Origin of the sequence: Amylibacter marinus (assembly GCF_030160015.1) — a bacterium.
GTDB classification, from domain to species: Bacteria; Pseudomonadota; Alphaproteobacteria; order Rhodobacterales; family Rhodobacteraceae; genus Amylibacter; species Amylibacter marinus.
Window position 1 is genome coordinate 977,691 of record NZ_BSNN01000002.1, and the last position, 26,857, is coordinate 1,004,547.

Consider the following 26,857-nt stretch of genomic DNA (forward strand, 5'->3'; position numbering starts at 1 on the left):
CCATTAGAAGAATTGGACAAGACTATGGATAGAAACATTATCGCAATTTTGCGCGGCGTGCGCCCAGACGAGGTGGTTGAACTGGCGGGGGCCTTAATCGAGGCAGGCATCACCAAGATCGAGGTGCCGCTGAACTCGCCAGATCCGTTTGACAGCATCGCGCGCTTGGTCACAACCTACGGCGAGCGTGCATTGATTGGGGCGGGCACCGTGCTCTCGATCAGCGATGTGGCCCGCCTGAAAGAGATCGGCGCCAAGTTGGTGGTATCCCCAGACACCAACATCGAGGTGATCAAGGCCACTAAGGCCGCAAACATGCTCTCTTATCCTGGGGTTATGACCCCTACGGATTGTTTTTCCGCCCTTCGCGCAGGGGCTGATGGGCTAAAGTTTTTCCCAGGCTCTTTAATCGGGCCAGCGGGTCTGGCGGCCATTCGCGCGGTGCTGCCCAAGGGTACTGAAACCTTGGCCGTGGGCGGCGCAGATGCCAGCAATTTCGCCCAGTGGCAGGCCGCAGGGGCAGATGGTTTTGGCATTGGATCGGCCATTTACAAGCCCGGTATAAACCGCGCAGAGATCGCCGCCCGCGCCGCAGAAATCGTGACCGCCTATGATGCGGCATATGATCTGTGATCGCGCCCTATGACCCGCGCAACGCCTCTTTGGGCGAGGGGCCGCTGTGGCATCCAGAACGCGCACAACTGTTCTGGTTTGATATCAATAACAACACCCTGCTAAGCCGCACCCAAGACGGACCAGCGCAGTGGCAATTTGACCGCCCTGTTTCTGCGGCGGGCTGGGTCAGCCATGATGAGTTATTGATTGCCAGCGCCACCGATCTGTTTGTGTTCAATGTTGAAACCACAGCCCAAAGAACCCTCTGTGGGCTAGAGGTCGATAATTCCGCCACACGTTCCAATGATGGGCGCGCCGATCCATGGGGGGGCTTTTGGATTGGCACCATGGGCCGGCAGGCCGAGGCGCAGGCGGGGGCGATTTATCGATACCACCGCGGTGTGCTGACGCGGCTGTACTCGGATATCACCATATCCAATGCGATCTGTTTTTCACCTGATAAATCTTCGGCCTATTTCGCCGATACACCGAGGCGCCAAATTATGCGCGTCTCGTTGGATAGCGATGGTTGGCCCATGGGCGCGCCAGAGGTGTTTGTCGACCTATCTGAACAGGGGTATAATCCAGATGGGGCAGTGGTGGATAGCACGGGCCATCTGTGGAACGCCCAGTGGGGCGCGGGGCGCGTAGCGCGCTATGCGCCCGATGGGGCCTTTGTTTCGGCTGTGGAAATTCCCGCCGCACAGGCCACTTGCCCTGCTTTTGGCGGTGCGGATTACAAAACCCTATTTGTGACCTCTGCATCGGAGGGTATGGTTAATCCATCCCCCGAACAGGGCCAAGTGTTCAGCACCCAAACCGCCATCACAGGCCAACGTGAACACGCCGTAATATTATAAGTGAAGTCAGATGAAAAGAACTCTAGGAACCTGCTACTACCCCGAACATTGGCCCGAGGATCAATGGGGCGAAGATGCGCGCCGCATGGTCGAGGCAGGCCTGACATGGGTGCGCATTGGTGAATTTGCGTGGTCGCGGCTGGAGCCGGTGCGCGGCGCGTATGATTTTGCATGGTTAGACCGCGCGATTGCGGTTCTGGGGGGCGCTGGCCTGCGCGTGGTGCTGGGCACGCCTACGGCCACGCCACCGCGCTGGATGCTAGACCGCCACCCAGACATGTTGGCGCTGGATGAACAGGGACGCGCGCGCAAATTTGGGTCGCGGCGGCATTATTGTTTTAGTCACGAGGGGTATCGCGCCGAGTGCGCCCTGATCGTTGAGCAGCTGGCAGAACGCTATGGCAAGAACCCCCATGTGGCGGCATGGCAGACCGACAATGAATACGGGTGCCACGACACCGCCCTTTCCTACAGTGACGCGGCGCGCATAGGATTTCAGGTTTGGCTACGTGACCGGTTCTCGGGCGATATTGCAGCACTGAACACCGCATGGGGCAATGTGTTTTGGTCTATGGAATATGATGATTTTGCCCAGATCGATCTGCCAAATCTAACGGTTACCGAGGCCAACCCCGCCCATTGCTTGGCATTTCGCCGCTATACATCCGATGCGGTGGTCAGCTTTAACCGGTTACAGGTTGATATCCTGCGCGCCCATACGGATAGGCCGCTGACCCATAATTATATGGGGCGGATCACCGATTTTGACCATTTCGCGGTGGGGGATGATTTGGATATCGCCAGCTGGGATAGCTATCCGCTGGGCTTTTTGGAAGACCGCGTTGGCGCCGATGCCGCCCGTCAGCGTATCTATGCTCAGACGGGCGATCCTGACTTTCAGGCCTTTCACCATGATTTATACCGCGCGGTTGGGCGCGGGCGCTGGTGGGTGATGGAACAACAGCCCGGGCCTGTAAACTGGGCACCCTATAACCCAGAGCCCCTGCCCGGCATGGTACGCCTATGGACATGGGAGGCCTTTGCCCATGGGGCCGAGGCGGTGTGTTATTTCCGCTGGCGCCAAGCACCAATGGCCCAAGAGCAACTGCATGCGGGCATGTTGCGTCCAGACAGCAAGGATGCCCCCGCTATCATCGAGGCCCGCGAGGTGGCGCGCGAATTGGCCGATGCGGGTGATGTTGCACCAGCGCAGGCCCCCGTGGGCTTGATCTTTGACTACGATGCAGATGCGGCTTGGCAGGTACAGCCCCACGGGGCAACACTTAGCTATTTCGGGCTGGTATTTGAACAATACCGCGCCTTGCGCTCCTTGGGCCTATCGGTGGATATTCTACCGCCAACGGTTCGTGATTTCACGGGCTACGCTGTGGTTCTGGCCCCAGGGATGATGCATATGCCCCAAGATTTAAAGAACGCATTGGCCCAGAGTGAGGCCCATGTGGTGCTGGGCCCGCGCAGTGGCGCGCGCGATGCCCATATGAATATTCCCCTGCCCTTGCCACCGGATTACCCCGACTTGGATGTGACTGTGGCACGTATTGAAAGCCTTCGCCCCGATATGCCCCGTGATTTGGCCGATGGTGGTCGGATTATCAATTACCGCGAGATTATTGAGGGCACTGCAGATGTGGTTCTGCGCTGTGCAAAAGGATCAGCCATTGCCATGCACGCGGGTACGGGCACCTATGTGGCGGCTTGGCTGGATTTAGAGGGATGGCAGAATATCCTGCGCCCCCTGATACAGAACGCAGGAATCGAGACGATCGACCTGCCCGATGGGGTGCGTATCCGCGATACGGGGGCCGAGCGATTCTGGTTTAATTTCACCCAAGAGCCCCATCAGATCGGCGCGCATCATTTGGCGCCGATCTCGGTTTTACGCCAGCCGCGTTAGCGTGGTGCCATGCGAATGGCGCCATCTAGGCGAATGACCTCGCCGTTCAGCATGGGGTTGCCCACGATATGCGCGGCCAAATCTGCATATTCTGATGGTTTGCCAAGGCGTGATGGGCACGGCACCTGCGCACCCAAGGAATCTTGCACCTCTTGGGGCATCGCCGCCAGCATTGGTGTTAAAAATATGCCCGGCGCGATGGCACAAACGCGAATGCCCTTATCGGCCAGATCGCGTGCCATTGGCAGGGTCATGCCGACAATGCCCCCCTTGGAGGCCGCATAGGCCACTTGTCCTACCTGCCCGTCATAGGCGGCAACAGAGGCGGTATTGATGATCACACCGCGGCTGTTATCTGGCCCAAAGGTATCGGCCTCGACCATACGCGTGGCGGCCTGACTGGCGCAATTAAACGAGCCGATTAAGTTGACACCAATCACCGAGGCGAACAATTCTGGGTCATGAGGTGCACCGCGCGATACGGTTTTGGCCGCAGGGGCGATGCCTGCACAATTCACCAGCACCCGTGCAACGCCCAGCTCTGCCTCTACACGGTCAAGCCCCGCGGTCACGCTTGCGGGATCGGTCACATTAACCTTACAGAATATACCGCCGATTTTGGCGCTGTGTTCGGCGCCCGCTGCCTCGTTCAGATCAAACAGCGCCACCTTCATACCCTGTGCGGCCAGCGTTTCCGCGGTTGCGGCGCCAAGGCCAGATGCCCCGCCAGTTACGATGGCTACTTTGTCTTTCCAATCAGTCATGGTGTTTTTCCTTCTTCGAATTTTCTGATTTTTTGCAACACTGCGCGCAGACTGTCGATCTCTGTCGCGCTTAATACTTGGGTTAGCTGCTCTTCTTGCATTTGAATGGCACACAGAGCCTCTTGGTGGGCGGCAATGCCCTTGGCTGTGGCGATCAGCGCCTGAATACGCCGATCTCCGGGCACAGCCACGCGATTAAGTAGGGCGCGCTGTTCCAGGGCATCAATGGTACTGACCAAGCCAGAGCGCTCTACCCCCAGATGGCGGGCAAGGGTGCTTTGGGTGATATTGGGGATTTCAACCGCCAGCGCCAGTGCGGAAAATTCACGCGGGGCCAGACCGATGTTGGCAAGACATCTGCGAATTTGCGATTCTGCGATGGTATTGGCGCGTTTCAGGTTATAGCCGATCATCGCGTCAAGCGCGCTGTTTTGCTCTGCGGTCATCCAAATGGGCCTCTATAACGTTAACTGGGTCAACTGTTACAGAGGTTAACAATATTTGTCCAGCCTTGGACAGTATTGAGCGTTAGCCGCGCAGGGCCGCCCCAAAGGTTTCGAATAAGGGGCGCGACACACTATCAAATCCTGCGCGCCACTCTGGATGCCACTGTACCGCCATGGCAAAGCTGGGCGCATCAGCGATGCGGATTGCCTCTGGGGTGCCGTCGGGGGCGGTGCCTTCGATTATAACACCTTCGCCTGCCTGTTTGATACCTTGACCATGTAGAGAATTCGTGCGTACCACATTTGTGCCGAAGATTTTGGCAAATTCACCGTCTTCGATCAGCGAGACGTTATGGCGCAGTGCAAATTTTTCCTCTAGCGTACCTTCGGGGGGCATGCGGTGATTCATCCGCCCAGGCAGGTCGCGAATTTCTGGATAAAGTGATCCGCCAAAGGCCACGTTAAATTCCTGAAAGCCGCGACAAATTCCCAAGATCGGGATGCCCCGTGCAACACAGGCGCGGATCAATGGCAAGGCCAGCGCATCGCGGTTTCTATCAAATTTTCCATGGGCGGGGGTTTCGGCCTCGTTATATTCCGAGGGGTGAACATTAGGGCGCGCGCCCGTCAACAAGATCCCATCAAAGGTGGCGCAGATATCATCCACGTCATTCACCTGAGGTAGGGCAGGAAAGATCATGGGCATAGCCCCTGAAACCTCGGCCAAGGCCTCTAGGTTATTGAGGCCAGACATTTGTACCGGGTAGGAATCGTCGATCAGTTCGGCATTGCCAATTACACCAACTAGGGGACGGGGCATATCAGACTCACTTTGTAGTTCATCGCCACTGTTGCAGATCGTGCATCGAATGAAAACCACACCCTGGGGAAAAAGCGACATAAAACCCGCCTCGAAGGGCGGGCTTTGGAGCGCCTAGGCGCTGAGCTTTAGCTCCAGTCGGCGCGCGTGCAACACAGGTTCGGTATAACCCGAGGGCTGTTGTGTGCCCTTAAATACCAGATCGCAGGCCGCCTGAAACGCCAAGCCTGTGAAATCTGGGGCCATGTTAACATAACTGGGGTCGCCCTGATTTTGCCTGTCGACCACCGCTGCCATTTGGCGCAGGATATCCATTACCTGTTCCTTGCTGACCACACCGTGGTGCAACCAATTTGCGATGTGTTGTGACGAAATACGACAGGTCGCACGATCCTCCATCAGGCCGATATTGTTGATATCAGGCACCTTAGAACACCCAACCCCCGCATCAACCCAGCGCACAACATAGCCCAAGATCCCTTGGGCGTTATTTTCGACCTCGCGGGTGATTTCATCCGCAGACCAGTTCTGGCCCTGTGCCAGTGGGATTTGCAAAATTGTATCAACCGAGGCACGCGGGCCATTTTGGCGTAATTTTTCCTGTACCGCAGGCACATTCACCGCATGATAATGCATCACATGTAATGTGGCGGCAGTGGGCGATGGCACCCATGCACAATTTGCACCGGCCTCTACGTGGCCAATTTTTTGCTCTAACATATCGGCCATGTTGTCTGGGATGGCCCACATTCCTTTGCCGATTTGGGCACGTCCCTGAAGCCCACAGGCCAGCCCAACATCCACGTTGTAATCCTCGTATGCGGCGATCCATGGTTGGGCCTTGATATCGGCCTTGGGCAAGAACACCCCAGCCTCCATGCTGGTGTGAATTTCATCGCCCGTGCGATCCAAGAATCCGGTGTTGATGAAGGCCACGCGGGATTTAGCTGCGCGGATGCATTCGCGCAGGTTAACGCTGGTGCGGCGCTCTTCGTCCATGATGCCGATTTTCACGGTATTTTGCGCCAAGCCCAGCGCCTGTTCTACATGGTCAAATATTTCACAAGCAAAGGCCACCTCTTCTGGGCCATGCATCTTGGGTTTTACCACATACATCGAGCCGGTGACTGAATTGCCGCCCTCGCGTTGTAGATCATGTAGGGCGATCAATGTGGTGATCATCGCATCCATCAACCCCTCAAAGGCCTCGTTACCCTCTTTGTCTAGAATGGCCGGGTTGGTCATCAAATGTCCCACATTGCGCACCAGCATCATGGCGCGACCCTTAAGAGTTTTGGCGCCGCCCTCAGGGGTGGTTATCTGTAGATCCGGGTTCAGGGCGCGGGTAAAAGTTTGGCCGCCCTTGGACACGGTTTCGGTTAGGGTGCCCTGCATCAGGCCCAACCAATTGGAATAGGCCAGCGTTTTATCAGCGCCATCTACGGCCGCGACAGAATCTTCGCAATCCATAATGGTGGTCAGCGCGGATTCCAGCACCACATCCGAGATTCCAGCCGGATCTTGTGTACCGATAGGGCTATCGGCATCGATTTTAATTTGCACATGCAAGTTGTTGTTGAGCAGGAATACAGCACTTGGGGCGGTATCGCCGCCTTGGAAGCCCGCATATTGCAGGGGGTCCGCTAGGCCAGTTTCGCCCTGTGCGCCCGTTACGCGCAGCATGTTTTTAGTACAGGCAATATCCGTGATGTCGCCCCAAGAGCCAATGGCCAGTGGGAATGTTCTATCCAAGAAGCTCTTGGCCCATGCGATCACCTCTGCGCCGCGCACCGTGTCATAGCCGCCTGCGGTAGGCTTGCTGCCCATAGCATCGGTACCATACAGCGCATCATACAAAGAGCCCCAGCGCGCATTGGCTGCATTCAGCGCATAGCGGGCGTTCATAATGGGCACCACCAATTGTGGGCCGCAAATGGTGCCTATCTCGGGATCTACACCAGCGGTATCCACTGTGAAATCTGGCCCCTGAGGCACCAAGTAGCCGATTTCCTGCAAGAAGGATTTATAGGCGCTAGCGTCTAATTCAGTGCCGCGTTGTTCTATATGATAGGCGTCAATCTGGCCCTTGAGGTCTTGACGCTTTTGCAACAAGGCGCGGTTTTTGGCGCTAAACCCATTAATCAAAGAGGACAGTTCAGACCAGAAATGATCCGCCGCGACCCCCGTGCCTGCCAAGGCCCGAGATTCGACAAAGGTCGCAAGTTCAGCATCAACAGAGATATCTGCGCGGGTTACGTGGGTCATTCTATCCTCCTTAGTTGATATTGGTAATATTTACTTACCAATTATGACGCAAGAGCTTATTGTGCAAAATGCACGAAAAGTGGCGGATTTCGCATGTTCTTGCAATTTAGGCTTGTAACTCTGCGCTAAAACCCGTTCGTAGTCTTGAGGATACAGGAGACACCCATGCGCCCAAGCACCCCCCCGACCATTCGCCTAGTGGATTATCAGCAACCTGCGTTCTGGATCGAAAAGGTTAATCTAAAGTTTGCATTGCACCCCACCGCGACCAAGGTGACCAGCGAGATCACTTTTCACGCCAATGCAGATCGCGGCGACGGCCCCCATGATCTACGCCTTGATGGGCGGGACCTGAAACTGATTCATGCATCAATCGATGGGCGCGATTTAGCAGACGACGAGGTCTTGTGCGATGCCGAGGGCCTATCGGTGCCCGCAGATTTGGTACCCCAAGAGGGATTTACATGGCGCTGTACGGTAGAAATCAACCCAGAGGGCAATACAGCTCTTGAGGGCTTGTATATGTCTAATGGTATGTATTGCACCCAGTGCGAGGCGCAGGGCTTTCGCAAGATCACCTATTATCTAGACCGCCCGGATGTGATGGCACGTTTTAATGTAAAAATTGAGGGAGAGGCCCCTGTACTCTTATCCAACGGGAATAAAATCAACCACGGGAGTTGGCAGGATCCTTGGCCCAAGCCTGCCTATCTGTTTGCGCTGGTAGCTGGTGAATTAGAGGTGGTTGAGGATCAATTCACCACCCGTTCCGGGCGCGATGTCGTCTTGCAAATTTTTGTACGCAAAGGGGACGAGGATAAATGCGATTATGCCATGGACGCATTGAAACGGTCCATGCGCTGGGACGAAGAACATTACGGCCGCGAATATGATCTGGATCTGTTTATGATTGTGGCGGTGGATGATTTCAATATGGGCGCAATGGAAAATAAGGGTCTGAATATCTTCAACTCGCGCCTTGTTCTGGCCACACCAGAAACCGCAACTGATGCCAATTACAAGGCGATCGAGGCGGTGATTGCCCATGAGTATTTTCACAATTGGACTGGCAATCGCATTACCTGTCGCGATTGGTTTCAGCTGTGCCTGAAAGAGGGGCTGACGGTTTTCCGCGATCAAAAGTTCAGCGGTGATATGCGCAGCCATTCAGTGCAGCGCATCGAGGATGTTCTAACCCTACGTGCGCGTCAATTCCCCGAGGATGCCGGCCCCCTATCTCATCCTGTGCGCCCCGAAGAATATATCGAGATCAACAATTTCTATACGGCCACCGTTTATGAAAAAGGGGCCGAGGTTATCGGCATGCTAAAGCGGCTGGTGGGGGATGAAACCTATCGTGCCGCATGTGATTTGTATTTTGAACGCCATGATGGGCAGGCCTGTACCATCGAGGATTGGATCCGAGTATTTGAAGATGTCAGCGGGCAGGACTTGACGCAATTTAAGCTCTGGTATCAACAAAACGGAACTCCTGTCGTATCTGTAGACGAAGATTTTTCCCAAGGCACCTATCGCCTGACCCTGCGCCAAGATGCAGATGCATCGGGGCATCGCATCGACAAGGCCGCGCAGGTGATCCCCGTGATGACCGGTTTTCTGGATACGGATGGTAGCGAGCCCCTGCCAGAGCAATGTTTGATCTTGGATGCAGCAGAAAAAACCTTTGTATTTGAAGGATTGACCGCGAAACCCGTGGTCTCATTGCTGCGCGGATTTTCTGCGCCTGTAATTTTAGATCATACGATGGATTCCGATCAGCGCATGTTCTTGTTCAAACATGACAGCGACACATTTAACAAATGGGAGGCAGGGCGCGGAATTGCGCTGGATCTTTTGTGCGATATGGCCCGCGGGCAACTGGTGAAAGGTGCTAATTTTGCCGATGCCTTGCGCACTATTGCTCTGGACGGCGCACTGGACCCCAATTTTCGCGCCTTGATGCTGACATTGCCCAGCGAGGATGCCATTGCAGTGCATATGGGGCATCTAGGGGCTGTGCCAGACCCAGAGGCGATCCACCGCGCGCGTCATGATCTGAAAAAGACAATCGCCAAACAGCTGGCCTCTGACCTGCCAGAGCTGTTCGCGGCCATGCGCGTGCGGGGGCCCTATAGCCCCGATGCCGATGCGGCGGGGCGACGGGCCCTGCGTTTGGCTGCGCTTGGGCTATTATCTTTGCTGGATGACTGCGCAGCGGCGCAGGATCTGTACTGGGGTGCTGATAATATGACAGAACAATTTGCCGCCCTGTCTATCTTGATCAGCGCAGGCAAAGGCGCGGATGCGATCGATGCCTTTTATAAACAGTGGAAAGACGAGGGGCTGGTGTTGGACAAGTGGTTCGCAATTCAAGCGGGCACCACGCCACCAGAGGCCGCATTAGACGTGGTGCGCGCCCTTGGCGAACATGGCGATTTCAACTGGAAAAACCCCAACCGCTTTCGCAGCTTGATCGGCGGATTCGCCACCGCACCGGCCAGCTTCCACCGCGCCGATGGGCGGGGGTATGAGTTTGTGGCCGATTGGCTGATCAAGCTGGATGCGCTAAACCCGCAAACCACCGCGCGCATGTGTGGCGTTTTTGGCACTTGGAAACGCTATGACAAGAAGCGGCAGACCTTGATTTCTACGCAGCTGCGCCGCATTCAGAAAACCCCTACACTCTCAAAGGATACGGGCGAGATTATCGGTAAGCTGCTGGCAGGGTAGCCCCCCTTTGCAGGGGTGCTTCCACTAAAATCTTTGCTCAGAATCGCCTTTTGCAGTATATTTAGATTCTGCAAAAGGGGATTATCATGACCCAATACGCCGCCTTTTATACGATGCTAACTAATTTTGCGGCCCTATTCGATACCGAATTACGCATAGGCGGGGATCACGCCGCCAGCGTTTTGCGCGATATTGGCGGGCGCTCGCATACGCCTCTGCCCCCGTCGAAACATCCGCTGGATGATACATGTTTGATCGCCCTAGATCATAACCCGCATCCTCTGGCGGTGATCGTATCACAGGCGCTGCCGCTGATTGATTGGCATTCGTCTGGATTAGATGATGGGCATGTACCAACAGAGATCGCGCGCCGCGTTGCGACGACCGAGCTGGTTGGGCCAGACGGGATGATTTACCACAAAGATCTGCGCATCGGGCTTTTTGTGCAATCGGCGCATACTAAGTACCCCGAGCGTCAGCATAGCGCAGAGGAATGTTTCATCATGCTAGGGGGGGCTGGCCATTGGCAAAATCACCCCTATTCTCCCCCGACCCCACAGGGGCAAAGCGGTGCTGGCGACATTGTCTTTCATCCGCCCAATACGGCTCATCGATCTATCACACAAGATTATCCGATGATTGCGCTATGGCGTTGGACAGGGGATATCAGCTATGCGCGGTATACGCTGGCAGGATAGGCGTGCTCATTTGGGTCTAGTTTTCGCGCTTTCGCTCTTGCGATGGGGGGCCGGCTTGCCTAAAACCATCCCCATCATTTGCGAGAGAGAACCATGCTTGATCTAGTATACGAAGAACCCAAACCCAAGGTAATTTCCGGCGCCACTGGCGACTGGGAATTGGTGATCGGATTGGAAGTCCACGCACAGGTTTCCTCGAATGCCAAGTTGTTTTCAGGGGCCAGCACACAGTTTGGCAATGAACCGAATTCCAACGTTTCGATGGTGGATGCGGCCATGCCCGGTATGTTGCCAGTGATCAACGAATTCTGTGTGGAACAGGCCGTGCGCACGGGGCTGGGCCTTAAGGCTGCGATCAACCTGTATTCTGCCTTTGATCGTAAGAACTATTTCTACCCTGATTTGCCGCAGGGCTATCAGATCAGCCAGTTGTACCACCCCATCGTGGGTGAGGGCGAAATTCTGGTGGATATGGAGCCAGGTATTGCGCGCAAGGTACGCGTAGAGCGTATTCACCTAGAGCAGGATGCGGGTAAATCGGTACATGACATGGATCCGAACATGTCCTTTGTTGATCTAAACCGTACGGGCGTGGCCCTGATGGAAATTGTATCCAAGCCAGATATTCGCGGCCCCGAAGAGGCCGCCGCCTATGTGACCAAGCTGCGCCAAATTTTGCGTTATTTGGGCACCTGCGATGGCAATATGCAAAACGGCAGTATGCGCGCGGATGTCAATGTATCTGTATGCCGCCCGGGACAATATGAAAAGTACCAAGAGACCCAGGACTTTTCTCATTTGGGCACGCGCTGTGAATTGAAGAATATGAATTCCATGCGGTTTATCCAGCTGGCCATCGATTATGAAGCCCGCCGCCAGATTGCCATCCTAGAGGATGGTGGCAGTGTTGATCAAGAAACCCGCCTGTATGATGCAGACAAAAACGAAACTCGATCTATGCGATCCAAGGAAGAGGCGCAGGATTATCGTTACTTCCCCTGCCCTGATTTGCTACCCCTGCAATTAGAGCAATCCTGGGTCGATGAAATTGGTGCTGGCCTGCCTGAGCTGCCCGATGCCAAGAAGGCGCGTTTTGTGAACGATTATGGCATGACCGAATATGACGCATCGGTTTTAACAGCCGATGTTGTGGATGCTGCCTATTTCGAGGAAGTTGCACAGGGCCGTGACGGTAAAATCGCCGCCAACTGGGTGATTAACGAATTATTTGGCCGCCTGAACAAAGCTGATTTATCCATCCCAGACAGCCCTGTTTCTGCTGCCCAGCTGGGGGGGGTTTTAGATCTATTGGCTCAGGATGTAATTTCGGGCAAGGGCGCTAAGGATGTGTTCGAGATTGTTTGGAACGAGGGTGGTGACCCTGCCGAGATTGTCGAAAGCCGCGGCATGAAGCAGGTAACGGACACAGGCGCTATTGAAGCAGCCGTCGATCAGATTATGGCCGACAACCCCGCACAGGTGGAAAAAGCCAAGCAAAACCCGAAACTGGCGGGCTGGTTTGTAGGGCAGGTTATGAAGGCCACCGGCGGCAAGGCTAACCCCAAGGCTGTGAACCAAATCATCGCACAAAAGCTGGGCGAATAAGCGCCCCAGCCAAGGCCGCTGGCCTTGGCACACTTTTAGACTGAGCCGTATTTTCGCACCCTATGGGATATTCAATGCCTGCAAGGCGGTATAGTCATAGGTCTGGGCAAATTGCTCGATGACCTTCTTGGGCGCATTGGTATGGAATTCTAATTGCACATGCCCAGAGACAAATCCCGAATACCGCGGCGGATTAAGGTTTAGCTGTTTGGCGCGCGCCTTTAGCGTTTTTGAAACACTGGCGTCCAGAAATTGGCTATCGCGCCCATAAAAAGGAATATTGCCGAGCTTGAACATCAAGTTATCTGGAGTTTGGCGGAATTTTCTCATCAAACGCACCGCCCCCGTTTCGCGGTGAGCTCTGGTGAAAAACACCATTTCAACATAAATCGTATGCCCCTGTTCGTTGTAATAATATGCATAGCCGCGCTGATTGAATTTCACTTTGTTATCCTCTTGGGACAACAAGAAACGGCGTAATAGCGGCAAATCCTCCCATGGCATATCTGGCTTGGCCACGGTGCCCTTCCAGGCGTTTTTGGCATCGAAATAGGCCGATGCATCACCGGATAGATCACCCGATGTTAGGCGGGTCCAACCCTCTGGTGCGGGGGCGTGGTATAGTTGGGGTTTGTTTGGGTGATCAGGTTGCAACAGGTTCATGACCCGCTTGGTCAGGGAGAGGGGCGGCTGAGGCACGGGCTCTAGAAGACCCTTTTCTTTACGCGTGGTAGCCAGATTTACATTGGCCTGTTCGCTGAGCTCTCTTGAAACGCCGGCAAGGGTAAAGCTGGCGTTGGCATCGGAATTATTCAGATCAAACAACGGCACCAAGATCGGATCTGCTAGCATTGCAAATCGTATGCCAATATATTCCATTTCCTTGGTTTTTCCGATTGTTTCCAATTGGGCACGCCGCCCTGGGAAATCGATGCCCGTGAATTTAGTGCCGACCACGCGCATCATTGTAATCAACAACAAAACAACAACCACCAGCTTTAATAGCAAAAACAAGCCCTGCCCGTTGCCCTTTTTCTTGCCCGGGGCATTGGCCAGCGCAGGGTCGATGCCACCACCACCACGCGGCACGGTTACACGTTTTGTTTTTTCCAGCCGCTGAAGGCGTTTTTGAAAATCTTCTTGTCCGGGCATATGCGTCACTTATATTGGTTTCAATCTATCCATAGCACAGGTGCATCGGATTTCCAGAATTGATCGGATGATTTACGTTTCGCTGTTGTAATCACAGCATGCTACCCAATATATATGTTTAATCCGATTTATAAACAAACCTCCGCGTTGGTATATTATGACAAAATTTACGTATAAGGTTATCCCTGCCCCAACATCGGGGAAATCTGGCAAAGGCATCAAGGGTGCGGAGGCGAAATTTGCCCATGCACTGGCCGAGTTGATGAACGAACTCGCGGCCGAGGGCTGGGAATATCAACGCGCGGAGAGCCTACCATCGGTCGAGCGGCGCGGTGTGGCGCGCAAGCGTATCGAGACCTATCAGAATGTATTGGTATTTCGCAAAGAGGCTGATCAAGCCGAACCCGCGCCCCAAAAAGAGGTCAGCGAAGGGTTCAATCCCTTCAAGCGTAAAAGCCCCGCAACCGAGGCCAAGCCCGCCCCTGTTTTGCTGACCACGCCAATTGCTGAAAAAGAACCCGATACCAGCGACGCTGAGGAGGATGCCGACACCAACATGGCAAAAGAGATCGAGGATTTCATCACCGAGACCGACAGCGAAACGCCGGAAAAATCAGATGCGGATCGCGCCTAGGCGCCATCCACATCCAATGCTAAGGCATGCAACCCTTGGTCAAAAGCAAAGTCCAAGGCCTTGTTTACCGCACGTTGGCGTGCCACCCGCGATAAATCACTAAAATATTCGGCGCGAATTTTCACATTCACATGGGTGGTTTCACCCTCGCGGTAGCCCCCATGCCCGCGGTGCGATTCGCTGTCATCCACCACCTCTAGCTCGGTTGGATCAAAGGTCTGTTGTAGCGCGGTTTCGATAGCGGTAAGCATTGTGTAAATTCCTTGTAATCGGGTCTTGGCATTGGCTGGAATTAGGTTAGTATTCTTTGCCTGACTCGGGCAAGTACAAAGGATAGTACAATGGCAAATCGTCCACCATTGGATTTTGATTTCGATATTTCTGTTTCGGCAGACAAGAAAAAGCGCGCCCGCACACGGCGTGGCATGTCCGGCGCATCTGAAACATCACAAATGGTTTGCCAGCATCCCGATTGCCAAGAGCCGGGAAAATACCGCGCGCCTCTGAACCCCGATAACCTAGAAGAGTTTCGCTGGTTTTGTCTGACGCACATCCGCCAGTTCAACCAAAAATGGAACTTTTTCGAGAACCATTCCGAGGAAGACCTGCAAAAACAATTCGCCGCGGATCGCGTATGGGAGCGCCCAACAGAACCTCTGGGCAAGCAATCTGCAGAACAGCGCGCATGGGCACGTTTAGGGATCGAGGACCCGCATCAGGTATTGGGCGAAAATGCCACCCAGAATCCTGGCAAGGGCGATGGACTGGGCGGGGCAAAGCGTCTGCCTGCTGACGAGCGCAAGGCAATCGATATCCTAGAGGCCAAGGACACGTGGACCAAGGCAGAGTTGCGCAAGAAATACAAAGCCCTGATCAAGGAGTTGCACCCCGACCTAAATGGCGGCGATCGCAGCCAAGAAGAGTTCCTGCAAAAGGTTGTTTGGGCTTGGGATCAGGTGAAGAACAGCTCTAGTTTCAAGGACAAATAGCCCCATCCCCCCGCGCCCCCCCTTGCGCTGGTTCGTAAAAATATGCACAACAAGCCAACTGATATCGGATCAGGGGTATAGTTTAGGATTAATCACATGGCTGATGGCACATTGGAAATCGGTGAACCCACCGTAGAATATAGCGCGCGCGAGTTGTTTGGCATCGACAGCGATATGAAGGTTATGGGATTCGCCAATGCATCCCCCCGTGTGCCCGAGGCCGATAGCACCTATCGCTTTGACCATGATACCACATTGGCCATTTTGGCGGGATTTCAACACAATCGCCGCGTGATGATACAGGGCTATCACGGTACTGGTAAATCCACCCACATCGAACAGGTGGCCTCGCGGCTGAATTGGCCCTGTGTGCGCGTGAACCTAGACAGCCACATCAGCCGGATTGACCTGATCGGCAAAGATGCCATCAAATTGCAAGACGGCAAACAGGTAACCCAGTTCCAAGAGGGCATTTTGCCTTGGGCCTTGCGCAATCCTACGGCCATTGTCTTTGACGAATATGATGCGGGCCGCGCGGATGTGATGTTTGTGATCCAGCGTGTCCTAGAGGTTGATGGCAAGCTGACACTGTTGGATCAGAACCAGGTGATCACCCCGCACCCTAGTTTCCGCCTATTTGCCACTGCCAATACCGTGGGCTTGGGCGATACAACGGGTCTGTACCACGGCACCCAACAAATCAACCAAGGCCAAATGGATCGCTGGTCTATTGTGACCACTCTGAACTATTTGGACCATGCGGATGAAACCAAAATCGTCTGCGCTAAAAACCCCACCAATGACCCCGAGGTGATCGGTAAAATGGTGACGGTGGCAGAGCTGACGCGCAATGCGTTTATGAACGGTGATATTTCGACTCTAATGTCTCCACGTACCGTGATTGCATGGGCGCAAAATGCTCAAATTTTCGCTGATGTGGGCTTTGCTTTCCGCCTGACATTCCTAAATAAATGTGACGAGCTGGAACGCGAAACAGTGGCCGAGTTCTATCAGCGCTTGTTCGACGAAGAATTACCAGAAAGTGCCGCCAGCCTGAGCTTGGGATAATGAGCAAGCCAAGCGATAACCCGGCCGATCAATTTAAAAAAGCCCTCAGCGAGGCCACCCGCGCATTGGCAAATCAGGCCGACCTAGAGGTCGCCTATTCCATTGATCCCCCTGGCCTGACCAATGAGATCGCGCGCCTGCCACAAGTATCGCGCCGCATGACCCGCGCCGAGGTCATGCTGGCCCGTGGCACCGCCGATGCCTATGCCTTGCGCACACGATTTCATGACGCGGATGTCCACAACCGCTACATGCCAAATGGCGTAGAGGCCCGCGAGATTTACGAGGTCATGGCCACCGCCCGTTGCGAGGCCGTAGGTGCACGCGCCATGCCCGGAACAGCTGGTAATATCGAGGCCAAGCTAGAGGCCGAGGCGCTGGCGCTGGGATATGATCAGGTAAGCTCATATAAAGAAGTGCCAATGGCTACGGCCCTGTCATATTATCTGCGCCAAATTGCAACTGGGCGTGACATGCCCCCTGCGGTGAACCATGCACTAGAGCAGTGGAAAACCACAATCGAAGAGCGCTCGGGCAATACATTTGAAAACATTGCCGACAAAATGACAGATCAGGCGGATTTTGCCCGTTTTGCGCGCCAGCTGATTGATGATTTGGGGTACGGCGATCAATTGGGCGAAGACCCCGATGAGATCCCCCCCGAGGACGACAGCACCGAGGCCGAAAGCGAAGAACAAGAGCAAGACGAACCCGATGCCGATGCCGGGGATTCGGACAGCGATGAACAAGAACAACAGGAACAGGCCGCCGAGGGTGAAGAGGCGCTGGATCAACAACAGGCCCAGATGTCTGCTGATGAGGACCAAGAGCTATCGGATGCGCAAGAGGTAGATGCCCCAGATGGCGAGCCGCCTGTGGATCAGCCAAATCCAGTATCGGATGCCGATCCAAACTACAGTGTGTTCACCACCGAGTTCGACGAGGAAATCGCCGCCGAGGATTTAGCCGAGGCCGCCGAGCTGGAACGCCTGCGCACCTATTTAGATCAACAGCTAGAACCCCTAAAAGGGGCGGTATCGCGTCTGGCCAATAAGCTACAGCGCCGCCTACAGGCCCAGCAGAACCGCTCTTGGTCTTTTGATATGGAAGAGGGCATTTTGGATGCGGGCCGCCTTGCGCGCGTGATCAGCAACCCTACAACCCCCTTATCGTTTAAGGTAGAGCAAGATACAGAATTTCGCGATACGGTCGTGACCATACTGTTGGATAATTCAGGATCAATGCGCGGCCGTCCAATTTCAATTGCAGCAATCTGCGCCGATGTTTTGGCCCGCACCCTAGAACGTTGTCAGGTGAAATGCGAAATTTTGGGCTTTACCACCCGCGCATGGAAGGGCGGGCAAAGTCGCGAGTCATGGCTACAGCAGGGCCGTGCCGAGGCGCCGGGTCGGTTGAATGATCTGCGCCATATCATCTATAAATCCGCAGATGCGCCATGGCGCCGTGCGCGGCCTAATCTGGGCCTGATGATGAAAGAGGGGCTGTTGAAGGAAAACATCGACGGCGAAGCGCTGGAATGGGCACACAAACGCCTAATGGCGCGCCCAGAGGCGCGGCGCATTTTGATGGTGATTTCTGATGGGGCACCGGTGGACGATTCGACCCTGTCGATCAATTCCGCCAGCTATTTGGAAAAGCATCTGCGCGATGTGATCGCCATGATCGAGAAACGCCGCGCGGTTGAATTATCCGCCATCGGGATCGGCCATGATGTAACGCGCTATTACGAGCGCGCGGTCACCATTACTGATGCAGAACAATTGGCAGGGGCAATAACCGAGCAATTGGCCGCACTTTTTGACAATGACCCCCGCGCAAACAGACGCAAGGCAGGCTAATGTTTCAATCCTTTGATAGCACTACCAGCCCTGATACCTGTGCTGTGCGTGTGCAGGCCTTGCGCCGTGCTATGAAGGCGATCGCTGTGGATGGTTTTTTGGTACCACGCGCGGATATCCATCAGGGCGAATATGTGCCCGCGCGCGATGCTCGGCTGGGCTGGATCAGCTCTTTCACCGGATCGGCGGGGTTTGCGGCTGTTTTAGATACTCGTGCTGCGCTGTTTGTCGATGGCCGCTATGGAATCCAAGCCCGCCAACAGGTTGATTTGGATATTTATGAGATTTGGAAGCACCCTGAACAAAAGCTATCCGAATTCATTCTCGATGGCATGGCGCAGGGTGCAAAGCTGGCCTATGATCCGTGGTTACACACTATTGGCGCGATTGAGGCCCTGCGCAAAGAACTGGCAGGGCGAGTTGAATTGGTGCCTGTTGAGAACCTGATTGATAAGGTGTGGCAGGATCAGCCCCCTGCCCCGCAAGGTTTGATGCAAGTACACCCGTTAGAATTTGCAGGCCTAGACCATGTGCAGAAAATCAAGGATATCGCCGCGGCACTAACCAGCGCCGGGCAGGATCACATGATTATGACCCAGCCCGATAATGTCGCTTGGCTGACCAATACCAGAGGATCTGATTTGGGGCAGACGCCAGTTACCCTGTGCTTGGCCGTCTTACATTCTGATGCGCGACTGGATTTGTATATTGATGAGGCGAAACTGACGCCCGCGATGCATGCGCATCTTGGGGATCGGGTTTCCATCCATGCGATAGGCGCATTTGCCCGCGATGTTCAGCGCCTAGCGGGTGTGGTGCGCATTGACCGCGCGGTGGCCCCGCAGGCCTTGGCTGATCTGCCCAATGCGGTATTTGCACCTGATGCGGTAACTCTGGCCAAGGCGCGGAAAAACCCCAGTGAATTACAAGGCGCACGCGCCGCGCATCTGCGCGATGGGGCGGCAATGGCAACCTTTTTGTACTGGGTTTCGCAAAATGGCGAAACGGGTCTGAATGAAATTCAAATCGCGCGCAAGTTGGAAGAGTTTCGCACGGCTACGGGCCAATTGCGCAACATCAGCTTTGACACCATCTGTGGGTCTGGGCCAAATGGCGCAATTGTCCATTACCGCGTAAACGAGGACAGCAACCGCCAGCTGAACAGCGGCGAGATATTACTGGTGGACAGTGGCGCACAGTACCAAGACGGCACCACAGATATCACCCGCACCTTGGCAATTGGGCCCCCGCCCGCAGAGGCTGTACGGGCCAATACATTGGTTTTACAGGGGATGATTGCCATATCGCGCCTGCGTTTCCCACGCGGGTTGGCGGGGCGCGACATCGATGCGATCGCGCGCCAAGCCTTGTGGAATGCGGGGCTGGATTATGATCATGGCACGGGGCATGGCGTTGGCTCGTTCCTATCTGTACACGAGGGCCCGCAAGGAATTTCGCGCCGCGCAGAGGTGGAGCTGGCCGAGGGGATGATTCTGTCTAATGAACCCGGGTATTACAAGGAGGGTGCCTTTGGCATTCGCATTGAAAACCTAGTTTATGTAACACAGGCCCCTGAAATTACCGGGGCAGATGCCCGTGATATGCTGTCCTTCGTAACCCTTACGCTGGCCCCAATTGATCGAGCATTGATTGATGTCTCATTGCTTACATCTGTCGAACGCCACTGGTTGGATACCTATCACGCGCAGGTCTTGGCTCAGATCGCCCCCTTGGTCAGCCCCGAGGTTCACCGCTGGCTGACACAGGCCTGTGCCCCGCTTTAGCTATGTTCTTCGATTGCGGTGGCGTTTAGGGCGGCGTTGTAAGTTTTAAGCGCATCCACATGATAGACCGCGCCCAATAACACCGGTGCATCGCTCTCGCCGCCCAGTTGTACAACAGGCAGTGCCTTGTGATAGCCCGTTTCAAACAAAGGCATGGCCTGTTCTAGTGTGGCACTGCCATCCAGATACAGCCCCTTGGCGACCATCTTCCACAGCTTTTTACGGCGATTAACCTTCAGCATCTCTGCGGGGCGCATGACATCCGTAATGGGATGTTTTGATAGGATATACCCCGTGTCACCATCGGCCAGATGCACGCCGCGCCGCTCTAGCTGGCTGATGAAAAACGAACGGTGTACAAAGCGCCCCGTGATGGCGCTGGCAACACTTACGGCGACCATAACAGCCAGCCCCGCCTGCCAATCCTCGGTCAATTCAAACACGATCAATGTGGTGGAAAGAGGCGCGCCCAAAACCGCCGCTGCCACAGCCCCCATCCCCGCCAATGCATAGAGCGTTTCATCACCATTTACGCTGGGAAACAGTGCCACTGCCACCCAACCAAAGGCCAATCCCGTAAGCGCCCCCAGCATCAGGGCAGGCGAAAATATTCCCCCACCCATGCGCCCCGCCAGCGTGATTACCACCGCCAGCGCCTTGATGAAGGCAAAAAGCACAGCCCCGCCAAGCGCTAGATTACCCGTTAGCGCATGGGATGTGGTTTCATAGCCAACTCCAATAATATGTGGGAAAAAAATTGCAATCACCCCAAGTAAGGCCCCCGCGATGGTGGGGCGCGCCCATTGTGGTAGGCCGGTTTTGGCCTGAACTTTGTCTGCAAAATCCTCGGCCCAGAACACCGATTTTATCAACGAGACCGCCACCAGCGCAGATATAATCCCCAATAGCAGATGCGCAGGCAACTCCAGATAGAAATCCGCCACATGGCCCGGCAGGGTAAATTCGGTAACATTGCCAAAGTACAACCGCGAGATCACCGCCCCTGAAACCGAGGCGATCATAATCGGGGCCAACGCATGGATCGCATAGTGGCGCAAGACCACCTCCATGGCGAATACCGCCCCAGCAAGGGGCGCATTAAACGAGGCCGCCACCGCAGAGGCCGCCGCACAGCCCATCAAATCGCGCGCGGTGATCGCGTCGGCCTTCATTAGGCGAGAGATTTTAGAGGAAATCACCGCACCCAGATGTACCACCGGCCCCTCGCGCCCAGCCGAGCCACCCGTTGATAGCGTAATCAGCGAGGCCAATACCGAGGCCAACCCAGCGCGCCCTTCTACACGGCCATCATGCAGCGCCGCACCTTCGATCACATGAGCCACACTGCGCGTGCGCCCATCATGGGTAAAATATTGTAGAATCACCCCCACCAACGCCCCGCCCAAAATGGGCAAACACAGGATAATATGCCACGGCAGATCGCGCGCTGTAGAGGCCAACAGCAAATCATCGGCACCGTAAAACAGCGATTGCAGCTCAGAAATTGCCACGCGAAACCCAATTGTCGCAAAACCTGCAGCAATTCCAATCAACAACGCAATCACCCAAAAGCGCACCTGTACAAGGCTACAACGGTGTAAATCCTGAAGGGTGGCTTGCAGCGTTTTATTGGGCGAAGAAGTGGGCATTTCTATCCAAGCTTATCCATTTACTTTGGTAGTATCTTAGCTAATCTAGCATGCGAATTGGAGGGTGGTATGAGCAAGAATGCAAGTGCAATTAATGAAATTCAGGCATTTTTGGGGGAAAGACTGAACACCAGCGCCGCTGTACGCGCCCTGCATGGGCAAAACGAGGCCCATTACCCCGAAATGCCCCCCGAGGCGGTCGCATTCCCCAATTCCACCGCCGAGGTGTCTGAGATTGTGAAAATATGTGCGAAACATCGCTGCCCTATCATTCCTTGGGGCACGGGCACATCCCTAGAGGGGCACGCCCTACCGGTGCAAGGCGGGATTACTGTCAGCCTGCAAAACATGTCCGCTGTACTAGAGGTTCTGCCTGAGGATCTATTGGCCGTTGTGCAACCCGGTCTTACCCGCGAGGCACTAAACAAGGATCTGCGTGCAACGGGTTTATTTTTTCCGGTGGATCCGGGTGCCAACGCATCCCTTGGCGGGATGGCCGCTACCCGCGCATCGGGCACCACCGCTGTGCGCTATGGCACGATGAAGGAGAATATTCGCGCCCTAGAGGTGGTTTTGGCCGATGGGCGCATCATACGCACCGGATCACGCGCCAAGAAATCCTCGACAGGATATGATTTGACCAAGCTGTTTGTCGGATCAGAGGGCACATTGGGGATCATCACCGAAATGACCCTAGAACTACAGGGCCAACCAGAGGCGATCGCCGCCGCTGTTTGCGATTTTGACGATATAGAAAGTGCGATCAACACCGTGATCATGGCGGTGCAGATGGGGGTGCCTATTGCGCGAATGGAGTTGGTAGATGGGCTATCAATCAAGGCGATCAATGCCTATTCCAAGCTGAGCTACCCCGAAAAACCGCACCTGTTTATGGAATTTCATGGGTCAGAGGTGGCGGTAAAGGATCAATCAGAAACCATGCGCGAAATCAGTGCCGATTTCCAGGGGGGCGATTTCCAATGGTCGACCCGCAGCGAAGAGCGCAATGCCCTGTGGGCGGCGCGCCATAATGCATATTACGCAATGAAGGCCCTTTATCCAAACAAGCGCGGTATGGCCACCGATGTCTGTGTACCTATTTCCAAGCTGGCACAGGCCATCACCGAAACTATTGCCGATTTGGATGCGCATGGTGTTTCTGGGATGATCATTGGCCACGCGGGGGATGGGAATTACCACAGCACCCTGTTTGTCGATCCAGATCAGCCCGACGAGTTGGCGTTGCACCTAAAGCTGGCGCATCGTATGGCAGAACGCGGTCTGGCATTAGGCGGAACCGTCAGCGGCGAGCATGGTATCGGTGTGGGCAAGCAAAAATTTATGGCCGCAGAGCATGGCGATGCCGTATCCGTAATGGCAGATATCAAACGCAGCTTTGACCCCGATAACATCATGAACCCCGGGAAACTGGTGCCAATGAACTAGGGGCTCATTAGGGCGCGTGCGGCGGCGCGCGCCTCTGGGGTGATGCTATCACCGGCCAGCATACGGGCCACCTCATCTACGCGATCTTGGTCTTCCATTTTAATCACGCGTGAATGGGTAATGCCCTCGATCACGGATTTAGAAACCTGCCAGTGATGCGCACCCTTGGCGGCCACCTGTGGCGAGTGGGTCACCACTAGAACTTGGGCGTTTTTGGCAATTTCAGACAGGCGACTGCCCACCGCATCGGCGGTAGCACCGCCAACACCGCGGTCGATCTCATCAAAGATCAATGTCAGCCCCTGCGCATTGCGCGTCAGGCAAACCTTCAGCGCCAGTAAGAAGCGCGACAGTTCCCCCCCAGATGCGATCTTGTTTATCGCACCCGCGGGGGCGCCGGGGTTGGTGGCGACCATAAAGGTGACATCATCCACCCCATCTTGGCCCGCGTCGGCATCGCTAACCTGTACCACAAATTCTGCGCGATCTAGTTTCAGCGGGGCCAGTTCACCGTCCATGGCACGAGCCAGCTCTTGGCCGGCTTTTTGGCGCGCGAGGGTTAGAATCTTGGCCTCTTGGTCATATTCCGCCTCGGCCTCGACCAGTGCCTGATGCAAGCGGGCAATTTCATCGCCGCCAGTTTCAATAGCGCGCAGCTTCTGTGCCAGATCCGCGCCGAATCCAGCCAAATCCGCGGGTAGTATATTGTGTTTGCGGGCCAATGCGCGAATAGCAAATAGGCGCTCTTCGGTGGCCTCTAGTTCTAGGGGATCAAAGGTCAGGGCCCGCAGGCAATCCTCTACACCGCGCTGTGCCTCGCCCAGCTCGTTTAGCGCGCGCGATAACGCATCACTGGGCGCATCAAGGCGCCCATCGGCGGCATCCAACGCGCCCTCTAACCACCGCTGAGCATCGGTAATCTGTGCCTCGGCCCCCTGCCCGCCTAATGCATCAAAGGCACGCGCCACATCTGCGCGGATTTTTTCCGCCCCTTGCATCAAACGCCGCTTGGCATCCAGCGCCTCTTCTTCGTTTGGCTCTGGGGCCAATTTCTCTAGCTCGTCCAGTGCATGTGCTAGGAAATCTTGGTCTTTTTCGGCCTCTGCTAGGGTGGCCTGCGCCTGTTGCAGCTGTTTTGCCAATGCCGCACGTTTGCGCCAAATCGCACGGATGTCGCCTAGATCTATACCCGCGAAAGTATCCAACAACTGTCGGTGCCCCCGCGGATTTAACAGCCCACGATCGTCGTGCTGGCCATGTAATTCCACCAATGTCTCCGACAACCTGCGTAGAATTTCGCCAGAACAGCGCCGGTCGTTGATATAGCATGTTTTGCGCCCATCGCGCGCATTGGTGCGCCGTAGGATCAGCGCGCCATCGTCCTCTAGCCCAGCCTCGGACAGTATCGCATGGGCTGGATGATCAGCCCCCAGATCAAAGCTGGCTGTTACGATCCCTTGTTTGGCGCCTGTGCGCACCAGATCTGCGCGCCCGCGCCAGCCTAAAACAAACCCAAGGCTATCCAAAAGAATAGATTTACCGGCACCGGTTTCGCCTGTCAGCACATTCAGCCCCGCCTGGAAATCCAATTCCAGCCGATCGATCAGCAACATGTCCTGTATGTAAAGTTCGCGCAGCATTGGCGCCTAGAGCCACTTGCCTTGGATCACGCGCCGCCAGATGGTGGCTAACCATCGTGTGGCACGGGTATCGCCTGCCTCGGTGGACAAGCCACGTTCGGTCAACAGCACATGACTGTCGTTAAACCAAGTAGTGTTCTGGAAATTGTGCCCCAAAATGGCACCCGCGGTTTGCGCCTCGGCCTCAAAGCCTAGGGATAGATAGGCCTCGACCAATCTGTGCAGGGCCTCGGGGGTGTGGCTGGTGGTTTGGAAATCCTCGACCACCACGCGAAAGCGATTGATCGCCGCGCCAAAATGGCCGCGCTTTAGGTAGTATCGGCCGATTTCCATCTCCTTACCTGCCAAATGATCCAATGCCAGATCGAATTTCAACAACGACGAGGTGGCGTAATCACTATCTGGATAACGTTCGATCACCGTGCGCAGGGATTGAAGTGCCTGAAATGTAACGCCCTGATCGCGGCTTACATTGTCGATTTGGTCATAATAGCTGAGCGCAATCAGATACTGTGCATAGGCGGCATCCTTGGATGCCGGATAAAAGTCCAGATAGCGCTGTGCATCGGTACGGCTGAATTCATATGCACCATCCTCGTGATGTGCAAATGCGCTCATAATCAAGGCCCGTTGCGCCCATTCGGAATAGGGATATAGGCGTTCCACCTCGCCGAAATATACAGCGGCCGTATCGGCATTATTATCCGCCAGCTCTTTTTCAGCCGCTTGGAAAATTTCTTGTGGGCCTTGGGTTTGCAACTGTTCCAGAGGGGTCAATTTAGTTGATCCAGAACAAGCAGACAGCGCGATAGAGGCCGCGAGCAAAGGCCAAATAAGTTTGCCCGATTTCATGTCCATTAAGTCACGTCCCTGTTCTAGGCCATATTGGCGCTTGGCGTTCCTAGCATATTTTCGGGAAAGGAAAAACGGATTCAAGCAGGAAAAGCAGATTTTGTTGCAATCACAGCAATTCATCGCCGATTAGACCCTAGGCGACGAAATCCAATAGGGTGATATCAGCACCCGGCAGATCATGGCTTTGGTCTGGGGTGCATTCGATCATCTCGTAGGCATCCGGCTGATCGAACAATGCGCGCAGTACCAAATTGGTAGCGCGGTGCCCCGCACGTTTACCGCGGTATTGGCCTAGAATCGGTGCACCCGCCAAGTAAAGATCACCCAAAGCATCCAGCATTTTATGGCGCACACATTCGTCGACACGGCGGAAACCATCTGGGTTCAGCACCTTATCCTGATCCACGACGATAGCGTTTTCTAAGCTACCCCCAAGGCCTAGGCCCATGGATTGCAGCGCCTCGACCTCGTGACGCGAGCAAAATGTGCGGCAATTAGAGAGTTCACGCACAAACGATCCATTGGCCATGTTTAGGGATTTAGCCTGACGGCCAATAGCACTTTGGGCAAAATCGATTTCAAAGTCGATGTTCAGATTGTCATTGGGCGACAAAGAGACCTCGAAATCCTCGGTTTTCACAGTGACTTCCTTGAGGATGCGAATAGCGCGCACAGGTTGATCCAACGTTTGCAGACCAACGCGCAGGATTTCGGCAACGAAGGGCGCAGAGCTGCCATCCATGATCGGCACTTCAGGGCCAGAGACCTCGATCAATGCATTGTGGATACCAGTCCCCGCTAAAGCGGCCATCAGATGCTCGATTGTCGACAGCTCAACTCCTGCATCATTACAAACTCGGGTGCACATCTTGGTGTCATTCACCGCATCATAACGCGCAGGGATCAGATTATCGCGATCCGTTACATCGGTGCGGCGAAACCACAGGCCATAGTTGGCAGAGGCAGGCAAAACGCGCAGGTCAATCGCCGCACCAGAATGCAGGCCAGTACCCGTAAAGAAAATTGATTTTTTCAGCGTCGTTTGCATGGTTTTTCCAAAAAT

22 protein-coding genes are annotated in these 26,857 nt (G+C 54.9%); 12 read left to right on the forward strand and 10 right to left on the reverse strand.

Annotated features, from left to right (window positions below; genetic code table 11):
- Nucleotides 1-24 precede the first annotated feature (24 nt).
- The 3 genes from QQL62_RS05690 to QQL62_RS05700 are packed head-to-tail and all read left to right on the forward strand — an operon-like array spanning nucleotide 25 to nucleotide 3,390.
- Nucleotides 25-633, forward strand: a complete 609-nt coding sequence (locus tag QQL62_RS05690) for a 2-dehydro-3-deoxy-6-phosphogalactonate aldolase (RefSeq protein ID WP_284376846.1) — start codon at nucleotides 25-27, stop codon at nucleotides 631-633.
- Complete coding sequence (locus QQL62_RS05695; protein WP_284376848.1) at nucleotides 630-1,475, forward strand: SMP-30/gluconolactonase/LRE family protein; 846 nt, start codon at nucleotides 630-632, stop codon at nucleotides 1,473-1,475. The genes QQL62_RS05690 and QQL62_RS05695 overlap by 4 nt, the downstream gene beginning before the upstream one ends.
- A gap of 10 nt (nucleotides 1,476-1,485) precedes the next feature.
- Complete coding sequence (locus tag QQL62_RS05700; RefSeq protein WP_284376850.1) at nucleotides 1,486-3,390, forward strand: beta-galactosidase; 1,905 nt, start codon at nucleotides 1,486-1,488, stop codon at nucleotides 3,388-3,390.
- On the opposite strand, the gene QQL62_RS05705 is transcribed toward QQL62_RS05700, so the two are convergent.
- The 4 genes from QQL62_RS05705 to QQL62_RS05720 all read right to left on the reverse strand — a co-directional run bounded on the left by QQL62_RS05705 (nucleotide 3,387) and on the right by QQL62_RS05720 (nucleotide 7,685).
- Nucleotides 3,387-4,154: an SDR family NAD(P)-dependent oxidoreductase gene (locus QQL62_RS05705; protein WP_284376852.1), complete on the reverse strand. Its 768-nt coding sequence runs from the start codon at nucleotides 4,152-4,154 to the stop codon at nucleotides 3,387-3,389. The genes QQL62_RS05700 and QQL62_RS05705 overlap by 4 nt on opposite strands.
- Nucleotides 4,151-4,600 (reverse strand): MarR family winged helix-turn-helix transcriptional regulator, encoded by a 450-nt coding sequence (locus tag QQL62_RS05710; RefSeq protein WP_284376854.1) that lies wholly within the window; start codon nucleotides 4,598-4,600, stop codon nucleotides 4,151-4,153. Before QQL62_RS05710 ends, QQL62_RS05705 begins: the two co-directional genes overlap by 4 nt.
- An 82-nt stretch (nucleotides 4,601-4,682) precedes the next feature.
- Nucleotides 4,683-5,420 carry a gamma-glutamyl-gamma-aminobutyrate hydrolase family protein gene (locus QQL62_RS05715; RefSeq protein ID WP_284376856.1) on the reverse strand — a complete coding sequence of 246 codons (738 nt, stop codon included), beginning with the start codon at nucleotides 5,418-5,420 and terminating at the stop codon, nucleotides 4,683-4,685.
- Nucleotides 5,421-5,534: 114 nt separating this feature from the next.
- Nucleotides 5,535-7,685, reverse strand: a complete 2,151-nt coding sequence (locus QQL62_RS05720; protein WP_284376858.1) for a malate synthase G — start codon at nucleotides 7,683-7,685, stop codon at nucleotides 5,535-5,537.
- A 165-nt stretch (nucleotides 7,686-7,850) separates the two neighbouring features.
- Between QQL62_RS05720 and pepN the strand changes: the two genes are divergently transcribed.
- From pepN to gatB, 3 genes are all read left to right on the forward strand, one after another.
- Nucleotides 7,851-10,415 carry an aminopeptidase N gene (pepN, locus tag QQL62_RS05725; RefSeq protein WP_284376860.1) on the forward strand — a complete coding sequence of 855 codons (2,565 nt, stop codon included), beginning with the start codon at nucleotides 7,851-7,853 and terminating at the stop codon, nucleotides 10,413-10,415.
- An 86-nt stretch (nucleotides 10,416-10,501) separates the two neighbouring features.
- Nucleotides 10,502-11,113 (forward strand): dimethylsulfonioproprionate lyase family protein, encoded by a 612-nt coding sequence (locus QQL62_RS05730; protein WP_284376862.1) that lies wholly within the window; start codon nucleotides 10,502-10,504, stop codon nucleotides 11,111-11,113.
- A 93-nt stretch (nucleotides 11,114-11,206) separates the two neighbouring features.
- The gene (gene gatB / locus QQL62_RS05735) at nucleotides 11,207-12,718 is read left to right on the forward strand and encodes an Asp-tRNA(Asn)/Glu-tRNA(Gln) amidotransferase subunit GatB (RefSeq protein ID WP_284376864.1); all 1,512 of its coding nucleotides are present in this window, start codon (nucleotides 11,207-11,209) and stop codon (nucleotides 12,716-12,718) included.
- Nucleotides 12,719-12,778: 60 nt separating this feature from the next.
- Here gatB and QQL62_RS05740 read toward each other — a convergent pair whose 3' ends face one another.
- On the reverse strand, nucleotides 12,779-13,870 hold the full coding sequence (locus QQL62_RS05740; protein ID WP_284376866.1) for a hypothetical protein: 1,092 nt from the start codon (nucleotides 13,868-13,870) through the stop codon (nucleotides 12,779-12,781).
- Between the two features lie 157 nt (nucleotides 13,871-14,027).
- Here QQL62_RS05740 and QQL62_RS05745 point away from each other — a divergent pair, with 157 nt between their 5' ends.
- Nucleotides 14,028-14,504 (forward strand): DUF4177 domain-containing protein, encoded by a 477-nt coding sequence (locus QQL62_RS05745; RefSeq protein ID WP_284376868.1) that lies wholly within the window; start codon nucleotides 14,028-14,030, stop codon nucleotides 14,502-14,504.
- Here QQL62_RS05745 and QQL62_RS05750 read toward each other — a convergent pair.
- Nucleotides 14,501-14,755, reverse strand: a complete 255-nt coding sequence (locus tag QQL62_RS05750) for a BolA family protein (protein ID WP_284376871.1) — start codon at nucleotides 14,753-14,755, stop codon at nucleotides 14,501-14,503. The two genes, QQL62_RS05745 and QQL62_RS05750, sit on opposite strands and share 4 nt — an antisense overlap.
- A gap of 90 nt (nucleotides 14,756-14,845) precedes the next feature.
- On the opposite strand from QQL62_RS05750, the gene QQL62_RS05755 reads away from it, so the two are divergent.
- From QQL62_RS05755 to QQL62_RS05770, 4 genes are all read left to right on the forward strand, one after another.
- Entirely contained in the window at nucleotides 14,846-15,493 is a 648-nt protein-coding gene (locus QQL62_RS05755; protein WP_284376873.1) for a J domain-containing protein, read from the forward strand.
- A gap of 96 nt (nucleotides 15,494-15,589) precedes the next feature.
- The gene (locus QQL62_RS05760; RefSeq protein WP_284376874.1) at nucleotides 15,590-16,561 is read left to right on the forward strand and encodes an AAA family ATPase; all 972 of its coding nucleotides are present in this window, start codon (nucleotides 15,590-15,592) and stop codon (nucleotides 16,559-16,561) included.
- The gene (gene cobT, locus QQL62_RS05765) at nucleotides 16,561-18,420 is read left to right on the forward strand and encodes a cobaltochelatase subunit CobT (RefSeq protein WP_284376876.1); all 1,860 of its coding nucleotides are present in this window, start codon (nucleotides 16,561-16,563) and stop codon (nucleotides 18,418-18,420) included. The genes QQL62_RS05760 and cobT overlap by 1 nt, the downstream gene beginning before the upstream one ends.
- On the forward strand, nucleotides 18,420-20,204 hold the full coding sequence (locus QQL62_RS05770; protein WP_284376879.1) for an aminopeptidase P family protein: 1,785 nt from the start codon (nucleotides 18,420-18,422) through the stop codon (nucleotides 20,202-20,204). Before cobT ends, QQL62_RS05770 begins: the two co-directional genes overlap by 1 nt.
- Here the strand turns inward: QQL62_RS05770 and QQL62_RS05775 are convergent.
- Nucleotides 20,201-21,853 carry a chloride channel protein gene (locus QQL62_RS05775; RefSeq protein ID WP_284376881.1) on the reverse strand — a complete coding sequence of 551 codons (1,653 nt, stop codon included), beginning with the start codon at nucleotides 21,851-21,853 and terminating at the stop codon, nucleotides 20,201-20,203. The two genes, QQL62_RS05770 and QQL62_RS05775, sit on opposite strands and share 4 nt — an antisense overlap.
- A gap of 69 nt (nucleotides 21,854-21,922) precedes the next feature.
- On the opposite strand from QQL62_RS05775, the gene QQL62_RS05780 reads away from it, so the two are divergent.
- Nucleotides 21,923-23,299, forward strand: coding sequence for an FAD-binding oxidoreductase (locus QQL62_RS05780; protein ID WP_284376882.1), 1,377 nt, complete (start codon nucleotides 21,923-21,925; stop codon nucleotides 23,297-23,299).
- Here the strand turns inward: QQL62_RS05780 and recN are convergent.
- The 3 genes from recN to lpxC all read right to left on the reverse strand — a co-directional run bounded on the left by recN (nucleotide 23,296) and on the right by lpxC (nucleotide 26,842).
- Nucleotides 23,296-24,939, reverse strand: a complete 1,644-nt coding sequence (recN, locus tag QQL62_RS05785; RefSeq protein WP_284376885.1) for a DNA repair protein RecN — start codon at nucleotides 24,937-24,939, stop codon at nucleotides 23,296-23,298. The genes QQL62_RS05780 and recN overlap by 4 nt on opposite strands.
- A 6-nt stretch (nucleotides 24,940-24,945) precedes the next feature.
- Nucleotides 24,946-25,797 (reverse strand): outer membrane protein assembly factor BamD, encoded by an 852-nt coding sequence (locus tag QQL62_RS05790; protein WP_284376887.1) that lies wholly within the window; start codon nucleotides 25,795-25,797, stop codon nucleotides 24,946-24,948.
- Between the two features lie 130 nt (nucleotides 25,798-25,927).
- Nucleotides 25,928-26,842 (reverse strand): UDP-3-O-acyl-N-acetylglucosamine deacetylase, encoded by a 915-nt coding sequence (gene lpxC, locus QQL62_RS05795; protein ID WP_284376889.1) that lies wholly within the window; start codon nucleotides 26,840-26,842, stop codon nucleotides 25,928-25,930.
- Nucleotides 26,843-26,857: the final 15 nt, after the last annotated feature.